This window comes from Streptomyces sp. NPDC048825 (genome assembly GCF_043198355.1).
In the GTDB taxonomy this organism is placed as follows: domain Bacteria; phylum Actinomycetota; class Actinomycetes; order Streptomycetales; family Streptomycetaceae; genus Streptomyces; species Streptomyces xiangluensis.
Map to the genome: position 1 here is coordinate 156,121 of NZ_JBICUR010000006.1, position 24,864 is coordinate 180,984.

The following is a 24,864-nucleotide window of genomic DNA, read 5'->3' on the forward strand; positions in this document are numbered from 1 at the left end:
GCTCAGTGACCGCAGAGAGCGAAAAGGTTGCCTTCGATTTCTCATTGGGGCGTACCGGAGTTCCGCGGTAGGCGTATCCGGACGGCTTGCAGGGTCGTTCCCGGTGAACCGTCTGGTGGCGCGGGTCCCCCTTCGGGATGGTCGGAGTCCGGCCTGCCGGCGGGGGATGGCGCCGGCGCGATTCCCGACGGGCGCAACGCGAGGGCGCCGGAGGCGATCTGGAACCCGGCCACGAACGACTACGTCCTGTACTGGGCGACGAACGCGCCCCTCAACGTCGCGCGCGTGCGTGACGCTGGCCGAGCGGGTGCGTCGACGGGATCACCGCCAACACCGAGGCACTGCGCGCGAGCGTGGAGAACCCCATCGGCCTGGTCACCGCCCTCAACCCGCACATCGGGTAAAGGGCGGCCATCGACATTGCCGAGGAAGCCATCATGACCGGCTGCGGTGGGGCCGAACTCGCCCTGGAGAAGCGCCTGTTGCCTGGCCGAGTGGCTCGCCGACCCGCTGCGCCCCGGAAGCCGCTGCGCCCGGAAGCCGTCGCGGGCAGCGGCCAGGTCCTGGTCCGACGGGCGCGGTGCGACGGGGGGACCGACGCGGAGGTGAAGACAAGGCCGACCGGCCGCCCGAGGTGCACGCGGTTGGTGTGCCGATGGGGAGCGCCGACTTCATGCAACCTGAGGGGGCAGACGCCATGATTCCCGGTTCGGGCTCATGCTTCCTCACTGATGGCCGCCGGCAGGCGCAGAGGTCGCCAGGTCCGGGATCACCGCACTTCACCGGGTATCCGCGAGAAGTCCAATTCCCGCGCCCCGAGGCAGGCCGATAGTCTCGCCATGATCGATGCGACCAACTTGCGTTCTGAGGACGGCTTGGACGTGGGTGATGGACGGCTTCACACAAGCCGCGGGACGTCCGGAGCGTCAGACGATTCGGCAGGGAGAGGGCAATGACCGTTCTCGATGGGATCCTCGCGGGAGTTCGCGAAGACTTGGAACAACGCAAGCGTGCGACGCCGTTGGCGGAGCTGCGCTCCCGGGCAGCAGACACGGCACCCGCGCTTGACCCTCTGCCCGCTTTCCGCGCGCCTGGCGTGTCCATCATCGCCGAGGTGAAGCGAAAGAGCCCCAGCAAGGGCGCGCTGGCAGACATCCCCGACCCTGCGTCCCTCGCGGCCCAGTACGCGGCCGGCGGTGCCGCCGCGATCAGCGTGCTCACCGAGAGCAGGCGTTTCGGCGGCTCCCTCGCCGATCTGGACGCCGTACGTGCCCGGGTCGACGTGCCCGTCCTGCGCAAGGATTTCACCGTCGACCCCTATCAGCTGTGGGAAGCTCGCGCACACGGCGCCGATCTTGCGCTTCTCATGGCCGTGTCGCTGGACGACGGCCGGCTTACGGACTTGATGGGGCTGTGCAAAGAGTTGGGTCTCACGCCGCTCGTGGAGGCGCACACGGCCGACGAAGTGCGGCGCGCTGCCGCCGCAGGAGCTGAGCTCCTCGGAATCAACGCGCGGGACCTGACCACGCTCGACGTGGATCGCACCGTGTTCGCCGACCTCGTGACGGGCATCCCCGAAGGCACGGTCAGGGTCGCGGAATCAGGAGTGACGGGCCCGAAGGACGTCGCGGAGTACCGCGGTTGGGGAGCCGACGTGGTACTGGTCGGCGAGGCACTGGTCCGCTCGGGGGACCCGCGCAGCGCCGTGCGCGAGTTCATCGGGGCTGCCGGGGCGTGATGGCGTATGGCTCGGCCGGTGGCACGCCTGGAAAGTGGCCGAGCCTCTCACCGCCGAACCGGCTGAGGCCCCGGCTTCCACCGCAGCGGGAGCACGACCCCGCGCAAGTGGCCGCTGTTTGTGAGCAACTGGGCGTGGGCGAAGGGCCATTCATGCTCTCGTGCACTGGCTGGCCGGGCTGTCTGGTGGAGACACGGGCAGCTCCCGGGTGTCCGCACCTAGTGTCTCGGATCCCGGCGACGCCTGCGGAAATCGACCCACAGCCGGACGTGGTACCGACCCCTACGCGGCGGCGGGCCCACTGACGCGGCGCAGGCCGTCGCCGCCCTGCCGGGAGCCCGGCGACCGCCCGCCGGGCTCGGATCTCATCGCGGCTCGGGCTCGGTGAGGGCCTGCGCGCACCAGATCGTCTTGCCGTCGGTGGTGTGCCGAGTACCCCACCCCTGGGTGAGCTGGGCGACGAGCAGCAGGCCCCGGCCGCCCTCGTCGAAGGCGCGCGCCCGGCGTAGGTGCGGTGCGGTGTTGCTGGCGTCGGAGACCTCGCAGATCAGGGAGGTGTCGCGAATCAGCCTTAGCCTGATCGGGGGCTCGCCGTATCTGATGGCGTTGGTGACAAGCTCGCTGACAACCAGTTCGGTGACGAATGACGCCTCCTCCAGATCCCAGGCCTCCAGCTGTTCGAGGGTGAACTTCCTGGCGCGCGGCACCTGCGCGGGGTCGGGTACGACGTCCCAGTCAGCGACATGCTGGGGATCCAGCGCGTGAGTGCGAGCGAGCAGCAGGGCGGCGTCGTCGGTGCGGCGTTCGGGAAGCATGGCGTCCATCACTGTGTCGCAGAGGCCTTCCAGCGAGGTGGCCGAATGGTTCAGGACGCGCAGCAGTTCGGCGATCCGCTGGTCGACGTCACGCTCGCGGCTCGCCACCAGCCCGTCGGTGTAGAGGGCGAGCAGGCTGCCCTCGGGCAGCTCGAGTTCCGTAGCCTCGAAAGGCAGCCCACCGATGCCGAGCGGTGGTCCCGGCTGTGCGGGTGCCGGGGTCCTGGTGCCGTCCGGGGAGATGATCAGCGGCAACGGATGACCCGCGCTCGCCAGTGTGAAGCGGCGGGAGACAGGGTCGTAGACGGTGTACAGGCAGGTGGCCCCGAACTCGCCGGTCGGCTGGAAGTGGCCGACGGGCTGGACGTCGCTGGCGAGGTGGATGACCAGGTCGTCCAGATGGGTCAGCAACTCGTCCGGCGGCAGGTCCACGTCGGCGAGCGTGCGCACCGCCGTGCGCAACCGGCCCATGCTGGCCGAGGCGTGCAGGCCGTGACCGACTACATCGCCGACGACCAGGGCGACCCGGGCACCGGAGAGCGGAATGACGTCGAACCAGTCACCACCCACTTCCGCGCCGGTCCCGGCGGGCAGGTAGCGGGATGCCACCTCGAGCGCCTCCTGGCTTGGCAATTGCTGCAGCAGCAGACTGCGTTGCAGGGTCAGCGCGGTCGTGCGTTCGCGCGAGTACCGGCGGGCGTTGTCGATGGCGACGGCTGCCTTGGCGGTCAGCTCTTCGGCGAGGATCAGATCGTCGGCGGTGAAGGCCTCGGGCCGGTCGCTGCGGGAGAACACGACGACGCCGAGTAGCGCGCCGCGGGCCCGGAGCGGCACGGTGATCCGGCCGGTCAGCCCGTCCGCGGCGATGGACTCGTCGATCAACGGGTTGCCCGGCGGCCAGTGGGCCGGGTCGGCGGCGAGCCCGGGCCCGAAGGCCCATTCGCCGCCGTGGCCGGGTTCGGCTGCGAGCTGAACCGTGGACCTGCCGGTGGCCATGCAGCGGGTGGCGACGGAACCGGGGGCGTGGCTGACCGGCATCGGGTGCCCGGGAGCCCGGTCGGTGTCACACTGCGCGCTGTGCTGGGCGGCGCGGCTGAGCGCGATGGCTTCGCCGGAGGCGGACGCGGGGGAAAGGGGCGGTTCCTCTCCGCGCAGCACCTCGTCGAAGAGATCGACGGTGACGAGGTCGGCGAATCCCGGCACCGGGGTCGCGGCCAGTTCCTGGGCGGTGCCGAGCACGTCGAGCGTCCGGCCGATGCCGCCACTGGCCTCGTTGAGGATGAGCAGGCGCTGCCGTGCCCAGTACTCGGCGCTCATGTCGAATCCCCAGTTGGCGACCGCGCGGACCCTGCCCTCGGCATCCCGGACGGGCCACATGCTGGTGGCCCAGGCATTGGCGTAGTCGCTGCCGAGCGGGCGGAAGACGGTGATGAGACGCGCGGGCTCCCCCGTCCTGGCCACCTCGGAGAGCTGGTTGGTGTACGCCTTGTCGTCCAGTTCGGGGAACAGCTCGCGGTACTTCTCACCGAGCACTTGCTCCTCGGAGTGCGCCATCACCCGGCAAGCGGAGGCGTTGACCCACAGAAACCGCAGTTCAGGGTCGTAGACGCCCAGAGCGAAGGGGCACTGTTCGAAGGCCAGGTCGGCGATCACCGGGCGGCGTTCCCAGCGGTGGACGGTCACCGTATGGCCCAGCGCCCGGCCGTCGGCGCCGAACAGCGGGTGAGCCGACACCAAAGCGTCCACGGTGGAACCGTCCCGGTGGCGCAGGGGGATGAGCCCCGTGTGGTCGCGGCCGCTGCCGTAGCTCCCGGGGAAGCCGGGTGGTGGTGGAGCGGCCAGCAGGTCGGTCACGGGGCGCCCGACGGCGTCCTCCGCCGTCCAGCCGAGCAGCAGCCGCCCGCTCTCGCTCCAGCCGCTCACCACGCCGTCCGGGCCCACCACAAGCGCGGCAGTGCGGGCATCCTGCTTGCCGGCCATGTCCACGCGCTACGCCTCCGTCCGGACAGCTTTGCCCGTCAGGGCTGGCTTCCAGCCGCAGCTTCCAGCCTAGGTCGGCTTCTGCTCCACGGCGCCCCGGAGGTGCGTTCTACTACCTGGACGCCCCGCCGGCTCCGGTCGCCCGTGCCCGGGCGATCGCCGAGGTCTGCGCGGCGCACGGAACCACCCTGCCCGCCTCCGCGATCGCCTTCCCGCACACGCATCCCAGTATCATCAACGTCAGCCTCGGCATGCGGACTGCGGACTGCGGAACAGGTCGGACGAAACGTGGAACTCCATGATCAGCAAGTCCCGGACGGCCTCTGGGCCGATCTCCGCGCTCAGGGGCTGATCGGGTCGGACGTGCTCCCGGGGCACAGTGGGGGGAGGGAGGCGCGTTGTCTCTGACGGACAAGGCCATCGAGCAGATCCGCGAACTGATCCGGACCGGTGCCCTGCCGCCGGGCTCCAAGCTCCCACCGGAGCTGGACCTGGCCGCCCAGCTGGGCCTGTCCCGCAATCTCGCCCGGGAAGCGGTCAAGGCGCTGGCCGTCGCGCGGGTCCTGGAGGTCCGGCGGGGCGACGGCACGTATGTGACCAGCCTGCAGCCGAGTCTGCTGCTGGAGGGGCTCGGCGGTGCGGTAGAGCTGCTGCAGGGCGACTCGGTCGCCCTGCAGGACCTCATGGAGGTACGGCGGCTCCTCGAACCGATCGCCACGGCCCTTGCCGCCACTCGGATCTCCGACGCCCAACTGGCCGAAGTGAAGCGGCACCTGGACGCCATGCGCGAGGCCCGCGACAACGTCGAACAGCTCAACGCCCACGACGCGGCCTTCCACCGCGCCGTCATCTCGGCCACGGGCAACGAGACCCTCCTCACCCTCCTGGAGGGCATCTCCGGCCGCACCCTGCGTGCCCGCATCTGGCGCGGTCTGGTCGACGACAAGGCCGCGGGCCGCACCCTCGCCGAACACGAGGCGATCTTCCAAGCCCTGTCCACCCGTGACGCCGCCCTCAGCCAGGCCGCCGCACTGCTCCACGTGAGCAACACCGAGCAGTGGCTGAGGGAACACCTGCGCTCCGGCGAACCCCTCCCCTTCGGGACGACAGCGCGGAAGTGACCGGGGGAGAGGGGCGCTGCCGCCACGGTGGAGGCTCATACCCAGCACCGTGAGGATGGCCGAGGGACGCCCAACCGACCTGGTGGCAGGCGCCGTCGGCTGGGCCGACCTCGCCTCCCGCCTGCAGCGGAGGGCGTCGCGACTGATCGTGCATGATCAGGAATCGCTCTCTTGACCGCCGTAAGCACTCAGCAGCCGGTCGTACTCCGCTTGGGAAAGGGGGAGCACCGAGCCGTGCTTGGCCTCAGGGGGCAGTCGGTAGCTCGTCGACGGGATCCACTCCCCGGAGTCGAGATCGGTCGTCTCGAGCGGGACGTAGCTGCGGCGCCCGACCCCGCCGCAGTTCGTGCGCATGCTGCGTGCTCATCTTGAACGCTTCGGCGTGGCCCCCGACGGCCGGGTGTTCCGGAACGACGCTGGCAACTACGTGGACGCTGCGGCGTACGGCAAGACGTGGGCGCGGGCACGAGAACACGACCTGACTCGGACGGAGCGCGCCTCCGGTCTGGCTGAGCGGCCGTACGATCTCCGGCACGCCGGGATCTCGCTACGCTGCCCGGGAGGTCTTCCACCTGGTCAGACCCACACAGGCATAACCGCCGTCATAGGCAGTCGTGAGAGATGAGGCGGGTCGCTGCGCTCATGGGCGGGCGGCTCGTGGGGTGATGTCCGCCGGCGCCATGTAGTCCGCGACTGGTCCGGAAGGAACTCCCTTGGACGCCAGACAGTAACGAGAAGAACTCAGTAGATTACATCGGGTAATTGCCGTGTCGGGTTGCCTGGAGCGCAACGATGCCTCCAGGCAACCGACTTCAGGCCCGGGAATGGTCCGGATCTTGTCCTCAGCGAGACGGGCCTGGTCATCTGTCGACGCCGCATCCCTCGGTTCGTGGACTGCTCCAAGCGGATGTGTTGGCCCGCCCAGTGCTACGGCGAGGTGGGCAGGTGCGGGGAGCGGAGCACGAGCAGGGTGATCTCGCTAGGGGCGAAGACGCGGAACGGCGGGCCCCAGAAGCCGGTGCCGCGGCTGGTGTAGAGGAGGGTGCGGGTGCCGTGGTGGCTGAGGCCGGCGAGGGCGGGCTGGTCGATGCGGACCAGGTGGTGGAAGGGCCAGATCTGGCCGCCGTGGGTGTGGCCGGAGAGTTGGAGGTCGATGCCGTCGGCTGCCGCCCGGTCGACGAACTTGGGCTGGTGTGCCAAGAGCAGGACGGGTAGGTCGGGGGCGGCGCCGTTCAAGGCTCCGGCGAGGTGGGCGCGGTGGCCTGCCAGGCCGGAGGACTCGGCGGTGACGTCATCCACGCCGGCGACCACGAGGGTGTCGCCTCCGCGTTCGAGCAGCAGATGGCGGTTGCGCAGCGGCTCCCAGCCCAGCTCGCCCATTAGGTCGACCCAGCCCTGGGCCTCGCTGTAGTACTCGTGGTTGCCGGTGACGTATACACGGGCCCGGGTGGCCCGCACGCTACCGAGTGGGAGGGCCTGGGCGCGGCGGCGTTCGGCCGTGCCGTCGGCGATGTCGCCGGTGTGGCAGACCAGGTCGGCTTCCAGAGTGTTCACCGTCTCGCATACCCGCGCCGACCAGCGAGTGCGATCGAGCGGGCCGTAGTGGGTGTCGGTGATGAGGACGACGCGGATGCCGTCCAACCCGGCACCCAGCCGTGGGAGTTGCACGTCGAGTCGGCGCACGCGCGGCACGCGGCGGGCTTCGGCGTATCCCCAGGCGAGTAGTACGGCGGTTATGCCGAGGACGGCCCAAGTGACGATTCGGGCCCGGTCCTGACTCTCGTCGATGCCGGCCACGGTCAGGGCGAGCCGCAATGGGACGCCGAGCAGAATGGACCAGGTGAACAGAACCCAGCTGGTGCCCAGCAGGGTGTCACCGACGATCGCCGCCCGGTCCTGCTGGCGCCGGCCGTGGCCGCGCACCATCGCGAGCGGCATACCGACGAGGCCGAGGGCGAACAGGGCGGTGCCGATCAGAGTGACGGGCAGCGGCCAGTGCTGGCCGGTGTGCAGGAGCACCCAGCAGGGCACGGCCCACAGCAGGACGGGGGCGATTAGGGGGATGTAGCGCATCAGGCGGTGCAGTCGGCTCTGCCGTGGAGCTTGCGCTTCGCTGTCGGCGGGTCGGGTATCGCTGGTGTCGGTCACGCTTCCCCTCCCTGACCAAGCTGCCGTCTCGCGCACTGTATCCAACCGTCCTCGGGCCGGCCGGACCGGCGTTCATGGGTGCGGCCCCTTGAGGCGAAGGGTTCTCTGCGGGATGGCAAGACTCCGCCGCAGACACGTCTCTTGGCATGAGCCGCGATCAGGGCGCTACTGCCCCGGCTTGGTATCGCCGCCAGTGGAGCCTCCTGGCTGGTCCGCGACGACGTGTTGGGTGAGAACTCGCATCGGTGCGGACCGGGGAGGCCACTGTCCTCCCTGGACTTGTCCATGCCCACCACCTGGGCACTCAAAGATCAACCAACTTTGCGATCGGCGTAGGACAAACCCGACACTCGTCAGGCGCGGATTCCCTTCACCGGACGCGCCGGGCGAGCTGGGTCGCCTTCCACGACGTCATCATGCAGGCGCCGGGACACCGCATCGCCCGTGGCTGGTCCGCGCGTTGGAGAGCCAGGTCGTCAACACCGCGCGGTACATGGGCCGGCCCGAGCGCCTTGTGCGTCGCCTCCAACCGCGGCCATCGCCGCGTGTACGAGCGCATCGCCGCCCACGACCCGAGCGGTGCGGCCGAGGCGATGTTCACCCACATCACCGAAGCCGGGCTCGTCCGCCGCAGCGCACCAGGCGACCCGGTGCGACTGGACCGTTGGCAAGCGCCACCGGCGGCGGCACCGCGTTACGGGATGGCCCTCGGGCTGGTGAGCGTTGCCCGACACTGTGCTCCGTCACCGTATGAGCGCTGACGGTGTCGCGTGACCCGGGCGGGGGGGGGCGGCCGCCCCCCCCCCCCCCCCCCCCCCCCAACCCCCCCCCCCCCCGGGCCCCCCCCCCCCCCCCCCCCCGGGGGGGGGGGGGGGGGGGGGGCGCCCGGGGGGGGGGGGGGGCCCCCCCCCCCCCCCCCCACGCCGCCTCCATACCGGAGCCGGAGTCGTGTCACGCCGTCAGCGCCGCAGTGTCAGCAGACCCGGACGGTAGGGCCATTGGCCGTAGTCGCCGCCGGAGTTGGGGTCGCGTCCCTGGTAGAGGAACTGCAGGTTGCAGGGATCGACGGTGAAGGTCTGATCGGCGCTGGTGCGGATCAGTTCGCCATGGCTGATGTCGTTGGTCCAGGTGGCGCCGCTGTTGGCCTTGCCGGCGAAGGGGTTGCTCTCGGTCGCGGCCTGGGGTGTCCATGAGCCGTTCAGACTGGTGGCCGTGAACGAGCGGAAGTAGCGGCCCTGCGAACCGATCGCCTCGACGATCATGAGGTAGCGGTTCTGGCCCTGGAGCTTGTAGACCTGCGGGGCTTCGAACAGGTTGTTCCTCGTATCGCTCATGACCACTGTCGCGGTCGAGCCGAAGCTGCCCGGGAAGTTCCCGATCGGCATACTGGCCCGGTAGATCTTGCCGTTGTCACCGGCGAAGAACAGGTACATGTTCGTGCCGTCACCGATGAGCGTCTGGTCGATGGGACCTGTCCCGGAGTCGCTGATGCTGGCGGTGGAGAGCACCTGCTGGGATGACCAGCCATTCGGGTTGGTGGGGTCACTCGACGTCCGGTAGGAGAAGGCGGTCCCACCCCACTGATAGGCGAGCACCCAGATGTTCTTCGGCGCGAAGTAGAAGAGCGTGGGCGAGACGGTGGAATTCGACATCGCGTTCTGGCTGGCCGAAGCCATCTCCGACCAATTGGTGAACAGGCCGAAGTTCATCGAACCCCAACTCGTCCCCGTGTCGTGCGTCGTCGCATAGACGAGCTGCCTGCCGTTGTAGGGGGCGACGGTGAAGTCCTTGAGCGAGACCCACCCCGGCTTGGGCTGCGCCAGCGCGCCCGTTGATGTCCAGCGGTATGTCGACGGAAGATCGCACTGGCCGGGATTGTCGCCGCCGACCTTGACGAGCCGCCACTGCTGGTTGGTGCCGCCCCAGTCGTCGTACTGGACGACGTTCGCGTTGTCGGTGGTGGAGGCGCCTTGTACCTCGAGGGCCTTGTTGCTGTGGCGCGCGATGAGCCTCACGTAGCCGTCCGAGCTGTCGGCCAGCCGCCATTGCTGGTTGGTGCCGTTCAGGTCGGCCCACTGGACGATCGAGCCGCCGTTCGCGGTGGAGAAGTTGTGGACGTCCAGCACCTTGCCCGAGTGGCGGGACTTGATGCGGTAGTAGCCGCCCCCGGAATCGACGAACTGCCACTGCTGCTGGTTCTGATCGTTCCTGGTCCACTGGGTGATGCGGGCGCCGTCGTTGGTCGCCATGTTGTAGACGTCCAGGGCTTTGCCGCTGTTGCGGTTGACCAGCACATACGAGGCGTTGGGGTCTACGGTCGCCGCGCCGGCGGGCTGGGCACCGAGGAAGGTAGCCACGAGCAGCAAGGGCGCAAGGACGGCGAGTAAGCGTCTTAGACGGACCGGGGACGGGTGGCGAAACCACATCAGAGGGCCTCCTTTTGGGGGGCGGGGGTGAGGTGACCCCGATGAACCGCGGAGCGGACGTGCCGGGGGGCCAGGGACAATCTCGAAACATTTCGAAGAATTCCCGAATGCTTTGACGCCACAAGCTAGGAATGTGGGGCCCTCTGGTCAAGGCCTGTCGCCGATCTGTCCACAAACAGCGCCTCCCCTTTGGGCTTGACAAGCTGTCGCGCCGACCGGGAACACTCCGGAGTTTGCGATGCAGCTCGCCAGTCCAAGGCGTCCGCACGGAGGGAGAGAAGTCGAGCAAGCAGCGTCCGCACACTCGTCCCGGCCCCGGCCCCGGCCCCGGCTCTACGGCTCCGTCGACGGTGGCGCCGGGGGTTCGCCGTCCGGCTCGCCGGGTCCCGAATGTTTCGGGAGAGGGACCGAAATTTCTTGTGCGGGGAGTATTGACGATTCATCGTCAATACCTCAATCTTCCCTGTCTGAGAGCCCGGCCATAGTTCGAGATATCGACCCACGTCGGCCCTGGGCAATCTGTGCTGCACGGCAGATCCACACGCAGCTGCACGACAGATCCGCGCACCGAAGCACCTGCGCCACCCCGTTTCGTTCCGGTGAGGTTCGCACCAGCGCATCCTGGCTCTTCGCGCAGTTGGAGAGGTAGGCGACGCGTGGTGGTCCCCCGGCTGAGCCGCGATGGAGTACCCCCATGCCTGTGTCGAAAACACCGCCCGCCGCCCGCCATACCTCACCCGACGGCCGACCGGGTGCCGTCCGTGCCGGTTGAGATCGTCCCGGTCCCATGACCGCGGTGTCCGGTGATTCCGTGCTGCCCGGGTTCCGGCCCGCCCCGTCCGTCTGCCGAGGGGGAGCGGACGACGCATTCCCCTGCGCTTCAGTCCTTCCGTGATTTCTACCTTGGAGGCACAGTCATGGGCTCGTATGCCCTTCCCAGACCCGTTATCCGCCGGAAGATCCGCGGCCTGCTATTAGCGCTGGTCGTCGGCGTCCTCGGCGTGGCCGCCGCACTGGTCGCGCCGCCGACCGCACACGCCGCCGAGAACACGCTCGGCGCCGCGGCGGCGCAGAGCGGCCGCTACTTCGGCACCGCCATCGCCTCGGGCAGGCTGGGCGACTCGGCGTACACGTCGATCGCGAGCCGTGAGTTCAACTCGGTGACGGCCGAGAACGAGATGAAGATCGACGCCACCGAACCGCAGCCGGGCCAGTTCAACTTCACCGCCGGTGACCGCGTCTACAACTGGGCGGTGCAGAACGGCAAGCAGGTGCGCGGCCACACCCTGGCCTGGCACTCCCAGCAGCCCGGCTGGATGCAGAGGCTCAGCGGCAGCGCGCTGCGCCAGGCGATGATCGGCCACATCAACGGCGTGATGGCCCACTACAAGGGCAAGATCACCCAGTGGGACGTCGTGAACGAGGCCTTCGAGGACGGCGGTTCGGGAGCCCGGCGCGACTCCAACCTGCAACGCACCGGCAACGACTGGATCGAGGTCGCCTTCCGCACCGCGCGCGCCGCCGACCCGGCCGCCAAGCTCTGCTACAACGACTACAACGTCGAGGACTGGACCTGGGCCAAAACCCAGGCCATGTACCGCATGGTCCGAGACTTCAAGCAGCGCGGCGTGCCGATCGACTGCGTCGGTTTCCAGTCGCACTTCAACAGCGGCAGCCCCTACAACAGCAACTTCCGCACCACCCTGCAGAACTTCGCCGCCCTCGGCGTCGACGTGGCCATCACCGAACTCGACATCCAGGGCGCCCCGGCCTCGACCTACGCGAACGTGACCAACGACTGCCTGGCCGTCCCGCGCTGCCTCGGCATCACCGTCTGGGGTGTGCGTGACAGCGACTCCTGGCGGCCGGAGCACACGCCGCTGCTGTTCAACCGCGACGGCAGCAAGAAGCCCGCCTACACCGCCGTCCTCAACGCACTCAACGGCGGCTCCTCTACGCCCCCTTCGGATTCCGGGCCGATCAAGGGCGTCGGTTCGGGCCGCTGCCTGGACGTGCCCGGCACCAGTACCACCGACGGCACCCAGCTCAACCTGTGGGACTGCCACAACGGCACCAACCAGCAGTGGACGTACACCGCCGCCGGCGAGCTCAGGGTCTACGGCAACAAGTGCCTGGACGCCGCAGGCACCGGCAACGGCACCAAAGTCCAGATCTACAGCTGCTGGGGCGGCGACAACCAGAAATGGCGCCTCAACTCCGACGGATCCATCGTCGGCGTCCAGTCCGGCCTCTGCCTCGACGCCGTCGCAAGCGGCACCGCCAACGGCACCCTGATCCAGCTCTACTCCTGCTCGAACGGCAGCAACCAACGCTGGACCCGCACCTGATGGGACATGCCACAAACGAAGGGGTGAATCGATGAAGACCTACGGTGCGGCTTCCCCCGCCCCTCCACGCAGACATCGCTGGTGGTCCCGGGTCGCCGCCGTGGTGGCGGCGACCCTCGCGATCGGCATGCTCGCCGCGGTGAATCCGGCGCCCGCCGAGGCGGCGACGGTGGACACCAATGCCTGGTATGTCCTGGTCAATCGCAACAGCGGCAAGGCACTGGACGTCTCCGGCACGTCCACCGCCGACGGCGCGCGGGTCAGCCAGTGGACGCGCAACGACGGAGCCAACCAGCAGTGGCAGTTCGTGGACTCCGGCGGCGGCTTCTACCGCCTCAAGGCCCGGCATTCGGGCAAGGTTCTCGACGTGGCCGGCACCTCGACCGCGGACGGTGCCGCGATCCAGCAGTGGGCCGACCACAACGGGGCCAACCAGCAGTTCCGCCTGGCCGACTCCGACGCGGGCCACGTCCGGCTGATCAACCGCACCAGCAGCAAGGCGGTGGAGGTGCAGGGCGCCTCCACCGCCGACGGCGGCAACGTCGTCCAGTACACCGACTGGGGCGGCGCCAACCAGCAATGGCAGATGGTCAAGCTGTCGTCCGGTGGCGGCGGCGCATGCGGCAGCGCCCCGACACTGGCGAGCGGTACGCACACGATTCAGAGCGGCGGCAAGAGCCGCAGCTTCATCCTCAGGGTTCCCGCCAACTACGACAGCAACCACCGCTACCGGCTGATCTTCGCGTTCCACTGGCGGGGCGGAACCGCCGGCGACGTCGCCTCGGGCGGCACGAGCGGGAGTGCCTGGTCCTACTACGGCCAACAGGAACAGTCGAACAACGGAGCGATCCTCGTCGCCCCCCAGGGCCTCGGCAACGGCTGGGCCAATTCGGGCGGTGAGGACATCACCTTCGTCGACGACATGATCCGGCGCATCGAGGGCGGCCTCTGTGTCAACCCGGCACAGCGTTTCGCCACGGGATTCAGCTGGGGCGGCGGTATGAGCTACGCACTCGCATGCAGCCGGGCGAACGTCTTCAGGGCCGTCGCGGTCATCTCCGGCGCTCAGATCAGCGGGTGCAGCGGCGGCAACCAGCCCATCGCCTACTTCGGAATCCACGGCATCAGCGACTCCGTCCTCAACATCGGGCAAGGACGGTCCCTGCGCGACAGATTCGTCAGCAACAACGGCTGCACCCCCCAGAGCCCGCGCGAGCCCGCGCCGGGCAGCCGAACGCACATCACCACCACCTACTCGGGCTGCCGTGCCGGATACCCGGTCCAATGGGCCGCGTTCGACGGAGGCCACATACCTGGTCCGGTCGACGGCTCCCCCAACGAAAGCGGCGTCGCCACCTGGACCAAAGCAGAGATTTGGAGGTTCTTCGCACAGTTCCAGTGACACACCCGCACCACGGAGTGGTGCCAGGATCATCCTGGCACCACTCCGTCGACGTCTATCCCTGCCAAGGTCCGCGCCGGGAGGCGCGCAGGCTGAGGGCCGACCTGTGACTGCGCCGGACGCAGCCCTCGATGGTGCTTCCACAGGGGCGCCGTTGGGCCGCGGTTGGCCCGGGGCGAATTCCCTTGGAGTCCGCCCAGTGGCGCAAGGTGTTGAGTCGATCGCGTAGCGTGTTTATTCGTCGGGTTGCCTGGCGTGCAACGATGCCTCCGGGCAACCGACTTCACGCTCTAGAAGAAGCCAAGTTTCTTTGGGCTGTAGGAACAAAGAAGGTTCTTCGTCTGCTGGTAGTGCTCCAGCATCATCTTGTGATTCTCGCGGCCGATGCCGGACTGCTTGTAGCCGCCGAACGCCGCGTGTGCCGGGTACGCGTGGTAGCAGTTCGTCCATACCCGGCCCGCCTGGATCGAACGGCCCGCGCGGTACGCCGTGTTCATGTCCCGCGTCCATACGCCGGCCCCGAGCCCGTACAGCGTGTCGTTGGCGATCTTGATGGCGTCGTCGAAGTCGGCGAACGACGTGACCGAGACGACCGGGCCGAAGATCTCTTCCTGGAAGATCCGCATCCGGTTGTCGCCCTGGAAGATCGTCGGCTGGACGTAGTAGCCGCCCGCCAACTCGCCGCCGTAGTCGATACGGTGACCGCCCGTCAGTACCTTGGCGCCCTCCTGCTGGCCGATGTCCAGGTAGGAAAGGATCTTCTCCAGCTGGTCGTTGGAGGCCTGGGCGCCGATCATCGTCTCGGTGTCGAGCGGGTGACCGGTCTTGATCTGCTCGGTGCGCGCGACGGCCGCGTCGAGGAACTCGCTGTAGTGGCCCTGCTGCACGAGCGCCCGCGAAGGACAGGTGCACACCTCGCCCTGGTTGAGCGCGAACATCGTGAAGCCCTCGAGCGCCTTGTCGCGGAAGTCGTCGTCCTGCGCCCAAACGTCGTAGAAGAAGATGTTCGGGGACTTGCCGCCGAGTTCCAGCGTCACCGGCTTGATGTTCTCGGAGGCGTACTGCATGATCAGCCGCCCCGTCGTGGTCTCCCCGGTGAAGGCGACCTTCGCCACGCGCGGGCTGGACGCGAGCGGCTTGCCCGCCTCGACCCCGAACCCGTTGACGATGTTCACCACGCCCGGCGGCAGCAGATCCGCGACCAGGCTCATCCAGTAGTGGATGGACGCCGGAGTCTGCTCGGCGGGCTTGATGACGACCGCGTTGCCCGCGGCGAGCGCCGGGGCCAGCTTCCACACCGCCATCAGGATCGGGAAGTTCCACGGGATGATCTGCGCCACCACACCCAGCGGCTCATGGAAGTGGTACGCGACGGTGTCGTCGTCCAGCTCGCTGAGTGAGCCCTCCTGGGCACGGATCGCCCCCGCGAAGTAGCGGAAGTGGTCGATGGCGAGGGGGATGTCGGCGGCCAGGGTCTCGCGCACCGGCTTGCCGTTCTCCCAGGTCTCGGCGACCGCCAGCTTCTCCAGGTTCGCCTCCATACGGTCGGCGATCTTGAGGAGGACATCGGCGCGTGCGGTCACCGAACTGCGGCCCCAGGCCGGGGCGGCCGCGTGTGCCGCGTCAAGCGCGCGCTCCACGTCCTCCGCCGTGCCCCGCGCGATCTCCGTGAACGCCTGCCCGTTCACCGGGCTCGGGTTCTCGAAGTACTGCCCGCGGGCCGGCGGCACATACTCGCCGCCGATGAAGTGGTCATAGCGCGTCTGGTAGGAGACGATCGCGCCGTCGGTGCCGGGCGCTGCGTAACGGGTCATGCTCTTCTGCCTCCCGGGGAAGGGCCCCCCGCCGTTGGGCGGCTCTCGGCGCGAGGGTAGGAGCGGAGACGTTGCAGGTACGTTGCGCGGATCAGGACCCCCTGGGGCGGGTCAGTGTTCCGCCCACCTGGGCGGCGCCGACTGCTCGGCCTCCAGTTCCTCGAGGCGAGCCCGTACGGGCGCCGCCGGGCGTATCGCGGCGAGTGTCCGCCATACGTCGAGATCGTCCTCGCCCCACGCGGCGTGCGCCCAGTCCGCCAGCAGGTCCGGATCGCGGCGGGCAACGAGTGCCGCGCGCAGTCCGTCGGCAAGCCTCCGGCGCAGCCGCACCACCTCCGGTGCCTGCGAACCGGGCAGCAGCGGACCCGCGTACGCCCTCGCCGCAGCCGTGACCGCCCCAGTGCTGAGCCCCCGCTCCACGACCGCGATGTCGGACTCCACCGGAACCGCCAGCCGGTACGGCCGTGAGCCGAGCAGCCCCGCGCCGAGGAGCCGCCGCAACCGGGCCAGCTCCGCACGCAAGGTCACCGGCGTCACCGACTCGTCCTCGTACAGCGCGCACAGCAGCTCATCGCCGGTCAGACCCTCCGGGTGCCGGGACAGGAGCACCACGATCTCACTGTGCCTGCGGCTCAGGCGCAGCTTGCGGCCGCCCGCCATGAGCAGCGCCTCATCACGGCCCAGAGCGGTCAGCCCGAGCGTGTCGGTGGTGGTCGGGGCCGGTGTCAACAGGGCCAGTTGGGACTCCGCCGCTCGTGCCACGGCCTGCACGAAACCCAGGCTGTGCGGATGCGCGAGCCAGTCCCCACCGGTGATGTCGACCGCGCCCAACAGCCGCCCCGTGCGCGGATCGTGCACAGGAGCCGCCGCGCACGTCCACGGCTGCACACGCCGGATGAAGTGCTCGGCCGCGAACACCTGCACCGGCCGGTCGAGAGCGACCGCCGTACCCGGAGCGTTCGTACCGACCGCCGACTCCGCCCAGCGTGCACCCGGTACGAAGTTCATGCCGTCCGCCTTCTGGCGGGTCCCCGCGTGGCCCTCGACCCACAGAAGCCTGCCCTGCGCGTCGCACACCGCGAGGAGATGCTCGCCGTCCGACGCGAACGTGCCCATGAGCTCACGGAACAGCGGCATCACCCGGGCCAGTGGGTGCTCCGCACGGTAGGAGCCCAGGTCGCCGTCCGTGAGCTCCACGGATGCGGTGCCGTCCGGTCCTACACCGGCCCGTGCCGAGCGACGCCACGAGTCGGCCACCACGGAACGCACCGGCCATGGCACCGTGCCCGCCTCTGTGAACGTCTCATGGGCGCGGCGCAGCACCCGCACCCTCTCGAGGGGATCGGACCCCGGTCCCAGGGCCACCCATGGATCGGACAACTCGGCCTCCCCGGAATGCGATGTCGGTTGGGGACATCGTCACTCCGGTGACGAGCGCGGACAAGCGCCACGACCAGGCTTGGTACGGGCGCGGTACGGGTCGTCCCGGGACCCGGTGGCCTTGCGGCCTCAAGGGCCCTCCCCTCAGGCGGAGTTGACCAGTCTCATATACCGTGTCCAGTCCCAGTGCGGCCCCGGGTCGGTGTGGTCCGAGCCCGGCACCTCATAGTGCGCGAGGACGTGCGATCGGTCCTTGGGGATGCCGTACTTGGCGCAGATCGCCGCGGTCAGCCTCGCCGACTCCTCATACATGGCGTCGGTGAAGTATCCGGGCTTGTCCACCCAGCCTTCGTGCTCGATACCGATGCTGCGTGTGTTGTAGTCCCAGTTGCCCGCGTGCCAGGCGGTGTCGCGTTCCCGCACCATCTGCGCGACACCTCCGTCGGCGGACCGCACGACGTAGTGCGCGGACACGTTCTTCTCCCGGTTCTGGAAGATCCGCAGAGTGGTCGCATAGGTCGCCTGCGTCACATGAATGATCACGAAGTCGATGGGATGGCTTCTCGGACGGTCGGAGGCCGTGTAGTTGGAGGGGCTCGCCGGGATCCACTCGGCGGGCGGGTAGTCGAACGCCGGGGTCCTGGCGCCCGCCCGTGTGCTGGGCAGTAAAGCGGTGGAGAATGTGGCGAGGGCGGCTGTCTGCAGGACGCGTCGCCTGCTGGGAAGCGAATGGGGCCAGAAGCCGGCACGATTCAAGGAAGAACTGCCTTTCGGTGGTCAGTGGTGGTGAGCCGTTTCGCGCAGCCGGGCGTGCCGCCCGCGAGATATCTCGCGTTCAGACAGCCACTCCTCGCGGAGCTTGGCCACGCCCGGGAACTCGCACACCACCGACCCGTTCCGGCACCGCAGCAGTACTACTCCTGACATGTGAATCCCCCGATCCCCCGGTCCTCGGACACACGGTCCATGGAAATGTCTCCGCCGCCCGGACATCGGGCGCCTCGCGTGAATTACGGTACGGCGCCTGCCGATTGAGACGGAAGTGTGTAGCCCAAATCCGTGGATAACACACGAATTGTGGATAACTCAGTCACCCATAAGGGGGAGTGGGGCAGGAGACACGGCTGGCGGAGGGGGCTGGAACAGGCTCCACACGGGTGAGCAGCCCCGGTCTATGCCCGGCTCGCGACCGCCGCCGGATCATCGAGCACAGCCCGCACCACCGAGTGCGCGGCGCCCAGCAGCGGCCCCTCGGGCCCCAGCCTGGAGACGGCCACCGCGCACGCGGGACCGGCCGTGCGCCGCGCCAACTCCCGTTCCAGCGAGGGCAACAGCCACGGCGCGAGTTCGGACAGGGCCCCGCCCAGCACCACGGCTTCGGGATCCAGCAGATTGACCGCGCCGGTCAGCGCGATGCCGAGCGCGGTTCCGGCGTCGTGCAGAGCTCGCCGTACGTCCTGGTCATCCTGCGCGGCGCGCTCGGCCAGCAGCCCGACGCGGTCCTCGCCCGGTTCCAGCCCTGCCGCGCGCAGTACGGCCTCCTCGCCCGCGTACTGCTCGAGACAGCCCCGCCCGCCGCATGCACAGGCCGGCCCGTCGGGACGTACCGGCACATGCCCCAACTCGCCCGCGAACCCGTGCCTGCCGCGCAGCAGCCGGCCGTCCACGACCACCGCTCCACCAATACCGATCTCCGCCGAGACATGCAGAAAGTCGCGCGGTGCGGCCTCGTTGAGCCAGAGTTCGGCGAGCCCGCCGAAGTTCGCCTCGTTGTCGACCGTCAGCGGGAGTTCGCCGGGCAGCAGCGCGCCGAGGTCCGTGTCCTGCCAGTCGAGGTTGGGGGCTCGTACCACGGTCCGGGCATCGCGGGCCACCAGTCCGGGCACGGCGACTGCGAGACCCGCGGGCCACAGGCCTTCCCGATCCGCGTCGGCGACGACCTGGCGTACCAGTGCGGTCAGGTCACTCAGCACCGGTTCGGGCGACCGGCCCCGGTTGGCGCCGTGGCGCACCGCCCGTGCCCGCACCTCGCCGCGCAGATCCACCGCGCACACGGCGAGATGGTCGACGCCCACCTCGGCGCCGATCCCGGCGGGACCGTGCCCGCTGACGGCCAGCGCCGAGCCGGGCCGCCCCACCCGGCCGGGGCGCTCGGGGCCGAGCTCTTCGAGGAGCCCTGAGCGGATCAGTTCGTCCACGAGGGTGGAGACGGCCGCGCGGGTCAGCCCGATGCGGGAGGCGACGGCGGCACGGGACAGCGGCCCCTCGGCGCTGACGGTGTGCATCACGCGCGAGAGGTTGCGGCGGCGCATGCCCTGCTGGGTGTCGGGCAGTCGGCGGCCGGGACTGCTGGGGTGGGCCTCGTGCAGCGGTGCGGTCATGCCTCCGTCAGTCCTCGTCCGGCCGACCCCTGTCAGGGCTGCCCTGGTCAGTGCGGGCCGACGCCCGCGGAGGTGGGTCTTGTCAGCGCTGATCCGGTCGGCGTTCCAGCAACGGGGCCGCGTCGGAGAGTACCCCGGCGATGCGCGCCAGTGCCGCCTCGTCCCGCTCCACCGCCTCGAGCACCGGTCCGCGCGCGGTGTCCCAGCGTCGGGCCACCGCCGCCGGGTCCTCGCCGGTCAGTACGCCCGCGGCCTGCGCGGCGGCCCCGAGTGCGACCAGCTCCTTGGCCTCGGGTACTTGAACGGGGCGTCCCGACAGCCGGCGTACGGTCTGCTGCCATGCCGTTCCGCGCGCGCCTCCGCCGATGAGCAGCAGTGGAGCCGAGCGGTCCGCGTCCGCGTCGAGCACCAGGTCGAGAGCGCCGAGCAGCGAGTGGACCGCGCCGTCGTACGCGGCCTGCAGCAGCTGACCGGGCGTCGTGTCGTGGCGCAGTCCGTGCAGAAGCCCCGAGGCGTGTGGCAGGTCGGGGGTCCGTTCGCCGTCCAGGTAGGGGAGCAGGGTCACGCTCGTGCCCGGCTCGACGGCCTCGCGATCGATGCCCAGCAGAGTGGCGACGCGGTCCACGGCGAGCGTGCAGTTGAGGGTGCAGGCCAGCGGCAGCCAGTCGCCACGCGCGTCGGCGAAGCCCGCCACGGTCCCGCTCGGATCGGTGGGGCGGCGCGTCGAAACCGCGTACACCGTGCCGGACGTGCCGAGGCTGAGCACCGCGGTGCCCGGCAGCAGCCCGAGCCCGAGCGCGGCGGCGGCATTGTCCCCGGTGCCCGGAGCGACCAGCGTGCCCTTGGAGAAGGGCAGTTCACCGCTGTCGCGCACGGTCCCGACCACCTCGCCGGACCGGACCACCCGCGGCAGCAACGCCGGGTCCAGGCCCACGTGGCGGAGGATCTCCTCGTCGTACGCCTCGGTCCCGGACGCCCACCAGCCCGTACCGGACGCATCGCCCCGGTCGGTCGTCCCCAGCCCCGTGAGGCGCTCGGTGAGGTAGTCGTGGGGCAGCCGCACGGCCGCGGTCGCGCGGATCGCCTCGGGCTCGTTCTCGGCGAGCCACGCCCACTTCGTGATTGTGAAAGAAGCGCCCGGCACGCTGCCTGTGCGCTCGGCCCAGGTCTTCGGGCCGCCCAGTTCCTCCACCAGGCGCCGGGCCTGCGGGGCCGACCGCACGTCGTTCCACAACAGGGCGGGGCGCACCGGAACACCCTGGGCGTCCAGCGTGACGAGCCCGTGCTGCTGGCCGCCCACGGACACCGCCGCGGCCTCGTGGGCCGCGTCACCGCACTGGTGCAGCGCCTCGCACAGCGCGTCCCACCACTGCCGGGGGTCACTCTCCCGGCCCGCTCCGGAGGAGACGGTGTGCGGCGCCTGTCCGCTCGCCACCACCTCTCCGGTGGCCGCGTCCACGACCAGCGCTTTGGTGGACTGGGTGGACGTGTCCACGCCGACGACGAGCGGACCCTGGGCTGCTGACATCGGGCTCTCTCCCTCTTTTCCGCGGCTCCGCGGGATACGGCCTGCTTCCGGGCGCCCGGACCGACACGGTCCGGCTTTCACACCTGGTCTCTTCCCAGAGATGCCTCCGCATACTAATTTGTTAAGCGCCATGACGAAATAGTCGGAGCGAGCTAGGAGCCGCGGCATGAACTACCAGCCCACCCCCGAGGACAGGTTCACCTTCGGCCTGTGGACCGTCGGCTGGCAGGGAAGGGACCCGTTCGGCGATGCCACCCGGCGTGCCCTTGACCCGGTCGAGACGGTGCAGCGCCTGTCGGAACTGGGTGCTCACGGAGTGACTTTCCACGACGACGACCTGATCCCCTTCGGGTCCTCGGACACCGAGCGCGAGTCGCACATCAAGCGCTTCCGCCAGGCGCTCGACACGACCGGTATGACCGTGCCGATGGCCACCACGAACCTGTTCACGCACCCAGTCTTCAAGGACGGCGCGTTCACCGCCAACGACCGTGATGTGCGCCGCTACGCACTGCGCAAGACGATCCGCAACATCGACCTCGCGGTCGAGCTGGGCGCCAAGACCTACGTCGCCTGGGGCGGCAGGGAAGGCGCCGAGTCCGGCGGCGCCAAGGACGTACGCCTCGCACTCGACCGCATGAAGGAGGCCTTCGATCTCCTCGGCGAGTACGTGATCTCCCAGGGATACGATCTGCGCTTCGCGATCGAGCCCAAGCCGAACGAGCCCCGCGGCGACATCCTCCTGCCGACGGTCGGCCACGCCCTGGCGTTCATCGAGCGCCTGGAGCGGCCGGAGATGTACGGCGTCAACCCCGAAGTGGGTCACGAGCAGATGGCCGGGCTGAACTTCCCGCACGGCATCGCCCAGGCCCTGTGGGCGGACAAGCTCTTCCACATCGACCTCAACGGCCAGTCCGGCATCAAGTACGACCAGGACCTCCGCTTCGGAGCAGGCGATCTGCGGGCGGCCTTCTGGCTGGTGGACCTCTTGGAGAGCGCCGGCTACGCGGGACCGAGGCACTTCGACTTCAAGCCCCCGCGCACCGAGGACCTCGACGGCGTGTGGGCATCGGCCGCGGGCTGCATGCGCAACTACCTCATCCTGAAGGAGCGTTCGGCCGCCTTCCGTGCCGACCCGGAGGTCCAGGAGGCCCTGCGCGCCTCACGCCTGGACGAACTGGCACAGCCCACCGCCGCGGACGGCCTTCAGGCGCTGCTCGCCGACCGCGCGGCCTTCGAGGAGTTCGACGTGGAGGCCGCTGCCGCGCGCGGGATGGCGTTCGAGCGCCTGGACCAGCTGGCCATGGACCATCTGCTGGGCGCCCGGGGCTGATGCGCCTCCGTGGGTGAGGTCTGCGCGGAAGTTCTGCGGAATCGTGCGATCCATGCCATGAGTCCGTATCAAGTTCCGCGCAGGGCTCGCATGGTGACCGGTTCGAGGCGACTCTTGTCGGTATGGCCATGCCGCCCTTACCGCCCCAGCCTCCCCGGCCGCCGGACGACACGCCGCCTCCGGGCAACGGCGGCTTCGGCCCGCTGCCCGAAGGCTTCGGTCCGCCGCCCGAGGGTTACGGCACGCCTTCCGGGGGTTTTGGCCCGCCCCCCGGGGGCTACGGGCCGCCGCCCGGAGGCGGTGGCCCCCCATGGCAGGGCGGCGGGGACTGGCAGCAACCGCCGCCCCCTGGCCCACCTGGCGGTCCGAGAGGGCGCCGCAACACGCTCTTCATCGTTCTCGCCGTGATCGTGGCGCTCGGGGCCGTCGCCGCGGTGGTGCTGGTGGCCACCAGCGACGACGGCTCGTCGGGCAAGCAGTCACCTGCGGAGAGCAGCGACACCACAGGGAGTACGCCCACGCCATCGCTGAGCATCCCGTCGGAGCTGCCCAGCGAACTGCCCTCCCTGCCCTCCGGAGTGCCCGATCTGCCGACTGACCTGCCCAGCGGCCTGCCCACCGACCTGGAGTCACTGCTCCCGACTCCCGCGGGCAACGAGGTGCCGTACTACATGCTGAAGGCCGGTGACTGCTTCAACGTCGACAGCAGCAAGCCCGGCCAGGCCGCGAAGCGGTCGTGCCGTACGGCGCATGACGCCGAAGTCGTCAAGGTGACCGAGCTGGCAGGCACTTACTCGACCGATGCCGCGCTCAAGAAGGCGGCAACGGACCTGTGCGAGAAGCCCCTGCAGGCCAAGGCGGCCAAGCAGCCGGCCGGAACCGTGCGCGGCACCCTGGTGCAGTATCCGGACTCCACCGGCTTCAAGCTCGGCATCGACAACGTCGCGTGCAGCCTGGCCGCCGACCCGGGCGGGAACCGCAAACTCACCAAGCCGCTGACATGAGGCACGCGCGCGTGGAGCACGAACATCAGCCACGCGCGCGTATCCGGATGAAAACGCGAGTGGGGCGTTCAGATTCCACTTCCGTGCGGCAGCCGTACGTACGTCACTGTCGTCTCGACTCCGCTGTCCACCAGGCGTCCCTGGTCGTCGAACGCGCCCTCGCCGTCCGTCATCCCGAAGTCGTTGTCGTTGATCAGGGCGAGCGTGTCGTGATCCACGCGCGCGACGCCCTCGATCTTGCCGGGCACTCCCTCGACCTTGCCGAGGTCGACGACGAGGCGCTTGCGCAGCACCGGAACACCGGAGGCGGCGGGATCGTCGAGCTGCTCCAGGGACGGGGACGTGGTGTCGTCGTCCCACTCGTCACCGAGGATGTCCGCGCCCCGGCTCAGCTTCACGACCTGCAACCTGGCGGCCTTGTCGGTGCGCTCCTCGACGAGCAGCCGGTCACGGCCGACGGCGACCAAGGAGGAGATCTTCAGCTCGGATGTGTCGTCCTCGCCCGGGTCGACCACGTTCATCGGGTCGAAGCGGTAGGGGTACTCGGCGGTGACGGCCCGCTTCTTCGGTGAGAAGCGCAGCAGGCGCGTCGTGAGCGATGCCTCACCCGAGTCCTTGTCCGGTACGGACAGCGGGCTCTGCACGGCCATCACCAGCTCCCCGCCCGGGAGTTGGGCGAGCCCTTCGAAGCCCCGGTTGACCTTCCGGTGCAGCAGGATCGAGGGCAGTGCCTCGACGACCGGGTAGTCCGTGCCGGTCAGATTCAGCCCCTTCGGCACGTAGCGGGTGAGGACCTTCCCGCGCGCGGAGACATGGATCAGCGAGGGCCCGTACTCGTCCACGAGCCAGAAGCTGCCGTCCTTGGCGCGCACGATGCCCTCGGTGTCCACACCGTTCGGGTTGTACGAGAGCGGCGTCTTCGCGTCGTACGAGTACGGCGCCTCGTCGCGCCCCTTCTGGTTGGGCAGACCTGTGACGGGCTTCCCGGAGGAAGTGGTGATCGGGATCGCGTCCAGCACCTTCACGGTGTCCCCGGACACGCGGATCTTCACGATGGCCGGGTCGAAGCCGGGCACGGGGAACGTACGGCGCTTCTTGCCGTCCACCGGGATCTGGCCGTTGGGGCCGCGATCGGTGACCGTCCAGAACTCGCCGCTGCTGCCCGTCGGGTAGATGTCGCTGCCGATGCCACCGAGGTCCACACCGCGGTCGTTGTCCACGCTGCCCGGCAGCGACGCGTTGCTGAACGCGCCGAGCGGAATGTCGCCGAGCGTCGCGGTACGCGTGACCCGCGCGTCCCCTGCGGGGGTGCCGACAGCCGTGCCGGCCGCCACGAGGGTGGCCAGCAAGGCCAGCGGCACACCCACAGCGACACAACGGTGGACGTGGCGCCGACCGACGGCATGCGGGGACATCAGGCCTCCTGAGGCACAGGTGCGTGTACAG

General features: G+C 69.5%; 17 protein-coding genes and 2 pseudogenes. 9 read left to right on the forward strand and 10 right to left on the reverse strand.

The genetic code is table 11. The features are described from left to right. Window positions 1–283 precede the first annotated feature (283 nt). Window positions 284–557: pseudogene (gene aspA, locus ACGFNK_RS17030) on the forward strand (aspartate ammonia-lyase); the annotation flags it as partial. Between the two features lie 395 nt (window positions 558–952). After that, a complete protein-coding gene (gene trpC / locus ACGFNK_RS17035; RefSeq protein WP_393416555.1) occupies window positions 953–1,738 on the forward strand; it encodes an indole-3-glycerol phosphate synthase TrpC in 786 nt (261 codons plus the stop codon). A gap of 365 nt (window positions 1,739–2,103) precedes the next feature. On the opposite strand, the gene ACGFNK_RS17040 is transcribed toward trpC, so the two are convergent. Continuing rightward, complete coding sequence (locus tag ACGFNK_RS17040; RefSeq protein ID WP_393416557.1) at window positions 2,104–4,533, reverse strand: SpoIIE family protein phosphatase; 2,430 nt, start codon at window positions 4,531–4,533, stop codon at window positions 2,104–2,106. 113 nt (window positions 4,534–4,646) lie between these two features. On the opposite strand from ACGFNK_RS17040, the pseudogene ACGFNK_RS17045 reads away from it, so the two are divergent. Then, window positions 4,647–4,941 (forward strand): annotated as a pseudogene (locus tag ACGFNK_RS17045) (aldo/keto reductase); the annotation flags it as partial. After that, window positions 4,932–5,654, forward strand: a complete 723-nt coding sequence (locus tag ACGFNK_RS17050) for a FadR/GntR family transcriptional regulator (protein WP_393416559.1) — start codon at window positions 4,932–4,934, stop codon at window positions 5,652–5,654. The pseudogene ACGFNK_RS17045 and the gene ACGFNK_RS17050, both read left to right, overlap by 10 nt. Window positions 5,655–5,810: 156 nt before the next feature. Here the strand turns inward: ACGFNK_RS17050 and ACGFNK_RS17055 are convergent, their stop codons facing one another. Together ACGFNK_RS17055 and ACGFNK_RS17060 are read right to left on the reverse strand one after the other, a co-directional pair. Beyond that, window positions 5,811–6,008 (reverse strand): hypothetical protein, encoded by a 198-nt coding sequence (locus tag ACGFNK_RS17055; RefSeq protein ID WP_393416561.1) that lies wholly within the window; start codon window positions 6,006–6,008, stop codon window positions 5,811–5,813. 573 nt (window positions 6,009–6,581) lie between these two features. After that, a complete protein-coding gene (locus ACGFNK_RS17060) occupies window positions 6,582–7,802 on the reverse strand; it encodes a metallophosphoesterase (RefSeq protein ID WP_393416563.1) in 1,221 nt (406 codons plus the stop codon). A gap of 416 nt (window positions 7,803–8,218) precedes the next feature. Here ACGFNK_RS17060 and ACGFNK_RS17065 point away from each other — a divergent pair, with 416 nt between their 5' ends. Next, window positions 8,219–8,563, forward strand: coding sequence for a hypothetical protein (locus ACGFNK_RS17065; RefSeq protein ID WP_393416565.1), 345 nt, complete (start codon window positions 8,219–8,221; stop codon window positions 8,561–8,563). Window positions 8,564–8,761: 198 nt separating this feature from the next. Here the strand turns inward: ACGFNK_RS17065 and ACGFNK_RS17070 are convergent, their stop codons facing one another. Further along, window positions 8,762–10,228, reverse strand: a complete 1,467-nt coding sequence (locus ACGFNK_RS17070; protein ID WP_393416567.1) for a non-reducing end alpha-L-arabinofuranosidase family hydrolase — start codon at window positions 10,226–10,228, stop codon at window positions 8,762–8,764. Window positions 10,229–11,145: 917 nt separating this feature from the next. Between ACGFNK_RS17070 and ACGFNK_RS17075 the strand changes: the two genes are divergently transcribed. Both ACGFNK_RS17075 and ACGFNK_RS17080 read left to right on the forward strand, forming a co-directional pair. Continuing rightward, the gene (locus ACGFNK_RS17075; protein WP_393416569.1) at window positions 11,146–12,576 is read left to right on the forward strand and encodes an endo-1,4-beta-xylanase; all 1,431 of its coding nucleotides are present in this window, start codon (window positions 11,146–11,148) and stop codon (window positions 12,574–12,576) included. Between the two features lie 31 nt (window positions 12,577–12,607). Next, on the forward strand, window positions 12,608–13,978 hold the full coding sequence (locus ACGFNK_RS17080; protein ID WP_393416571.1) for an RICIN domain-containing protein: 1,371 nt from the start codon (window positions 12,608–12,610) through the stop codon (window positions 13,976–13,978). A 290-nt stretch (window positions 13,979–14,268) separates the two neighbouring features. Here ACGFNK_RS17080 and ACGFNK_RS17085 read toward each other — a convergent pair whose 3' ends face one another. The 5 genes from ACGFNK_RS17085 to xylB all read right to left on the reverse strand — a co-directional run bounded on the left by ACGFNK_RS17085 (window position 14,269) and on the right by xylB (window position 21,081). Continuing rightward, window positions 14,269–15,792: an aldehyde dehydrogenase family protein gene (locus ACGFNK_RS17085; RefSeq protein ID WP_393416573.1), complete on the reverse strand. Its 1,524-nt coding sequence runs from the start codon at window positions 15,790–15,792 to the stop codon at window positions 14,269–14,271. Between the two features lie 111 nt (window positions 15,793–15,903). Beyond that, a complete protein-coding gene (locus tag ACGFNK_RS17090; RefSeq protein WP_393416575.1) occupies window positions 15,904–17,172 on the reverse strand; it encodes a GAF domain-containing protein in 1,269 nt (422 codons plus the stop codon). A gap of 144 nt (window positions 17,173–17,316) precedes the next feature. Continuing rightward, window positions 17,317–17,928: an N-acetylmuramoyl-L-alanine amidase gene (locus ACGFNK_RS17095; RefSeq protein WP_393416576.1), complete on the reverse strand. Its 612-nt coding sequence runs from the start codon at window positions 17,926–17,928 to the stop codon at window positions 17,317–17,319. A 416-nt stretch (window positions 17,929–18,344) separates the two neighbouring features. After that, window positions 18,345–19,553, reverse strand: a complete 1,209-nt coding sequence (locus ACGFNK_RS17100; RefSeq protein ID WP_393416578.1) for an ROK family protein — start codon at window positions 19,551–19,553, stop codon at window positions 18,345–18,347. 82 nt (window positions 19,554–19,635) lie between these two features. Then, entirely contained in the window at window positions 19,636–21,081 is a 1,446-nt protein-coding gene (gene xylB / locus ACGFNK_RS17105; protein WP_393416580.1) for a xylulokinase, read from the reverse strand. 166 nt (window positions 21,082–21,247) lie between these two features. Here xylB and xylA point away from each other — a divergent pair, with 166 nt between their 5' ends. Both xylA and ACGFNK_RS17115 read left to right on the forward strand, forming a co-directional pair. Continuing rightward, window positions 21,248–22,414, forward strand: coding sequence for a xylose isomerase (gene xylA / locus ACGFNK_RS17110; protein WP_393416582.1), 1,167 nt, complete (start codon window positions 21,248–21,250; stop codon window positions 22,412–22,414). 404 nt (window positions 22,415–22,818) lie between these two features. After that, window positions 22,819–23,418, forward strand: coding sequence for a hypothetical protein (locus tag ACGFNK_RS17115; RefSeq protein ID WP_393416584.1), 600 nt, complete (start codon window positions 22,819–22,821; stop codon window positions 23,416–23,418). A 68-nt stretch (window positions 23,419–23,486) separates the two neighbouring features. Here ACGFNK_RS17115 and ACGFNK_RS17120 read toward each other — a convergent pair whose 3' ends face one another. Further along, a complete protein-coding gene (locus ACGFNK_RS17120) occupies window positions 23,487–24,833 on the reverse strand; it encodes an esterase-like activity of phytase family protein (RefSeq protein WP_393416586.1) in 1,347 nt (448 codons plus the stop codon). Window positions 24,834–24,864 lie beyond the last annotated feature (31 nt).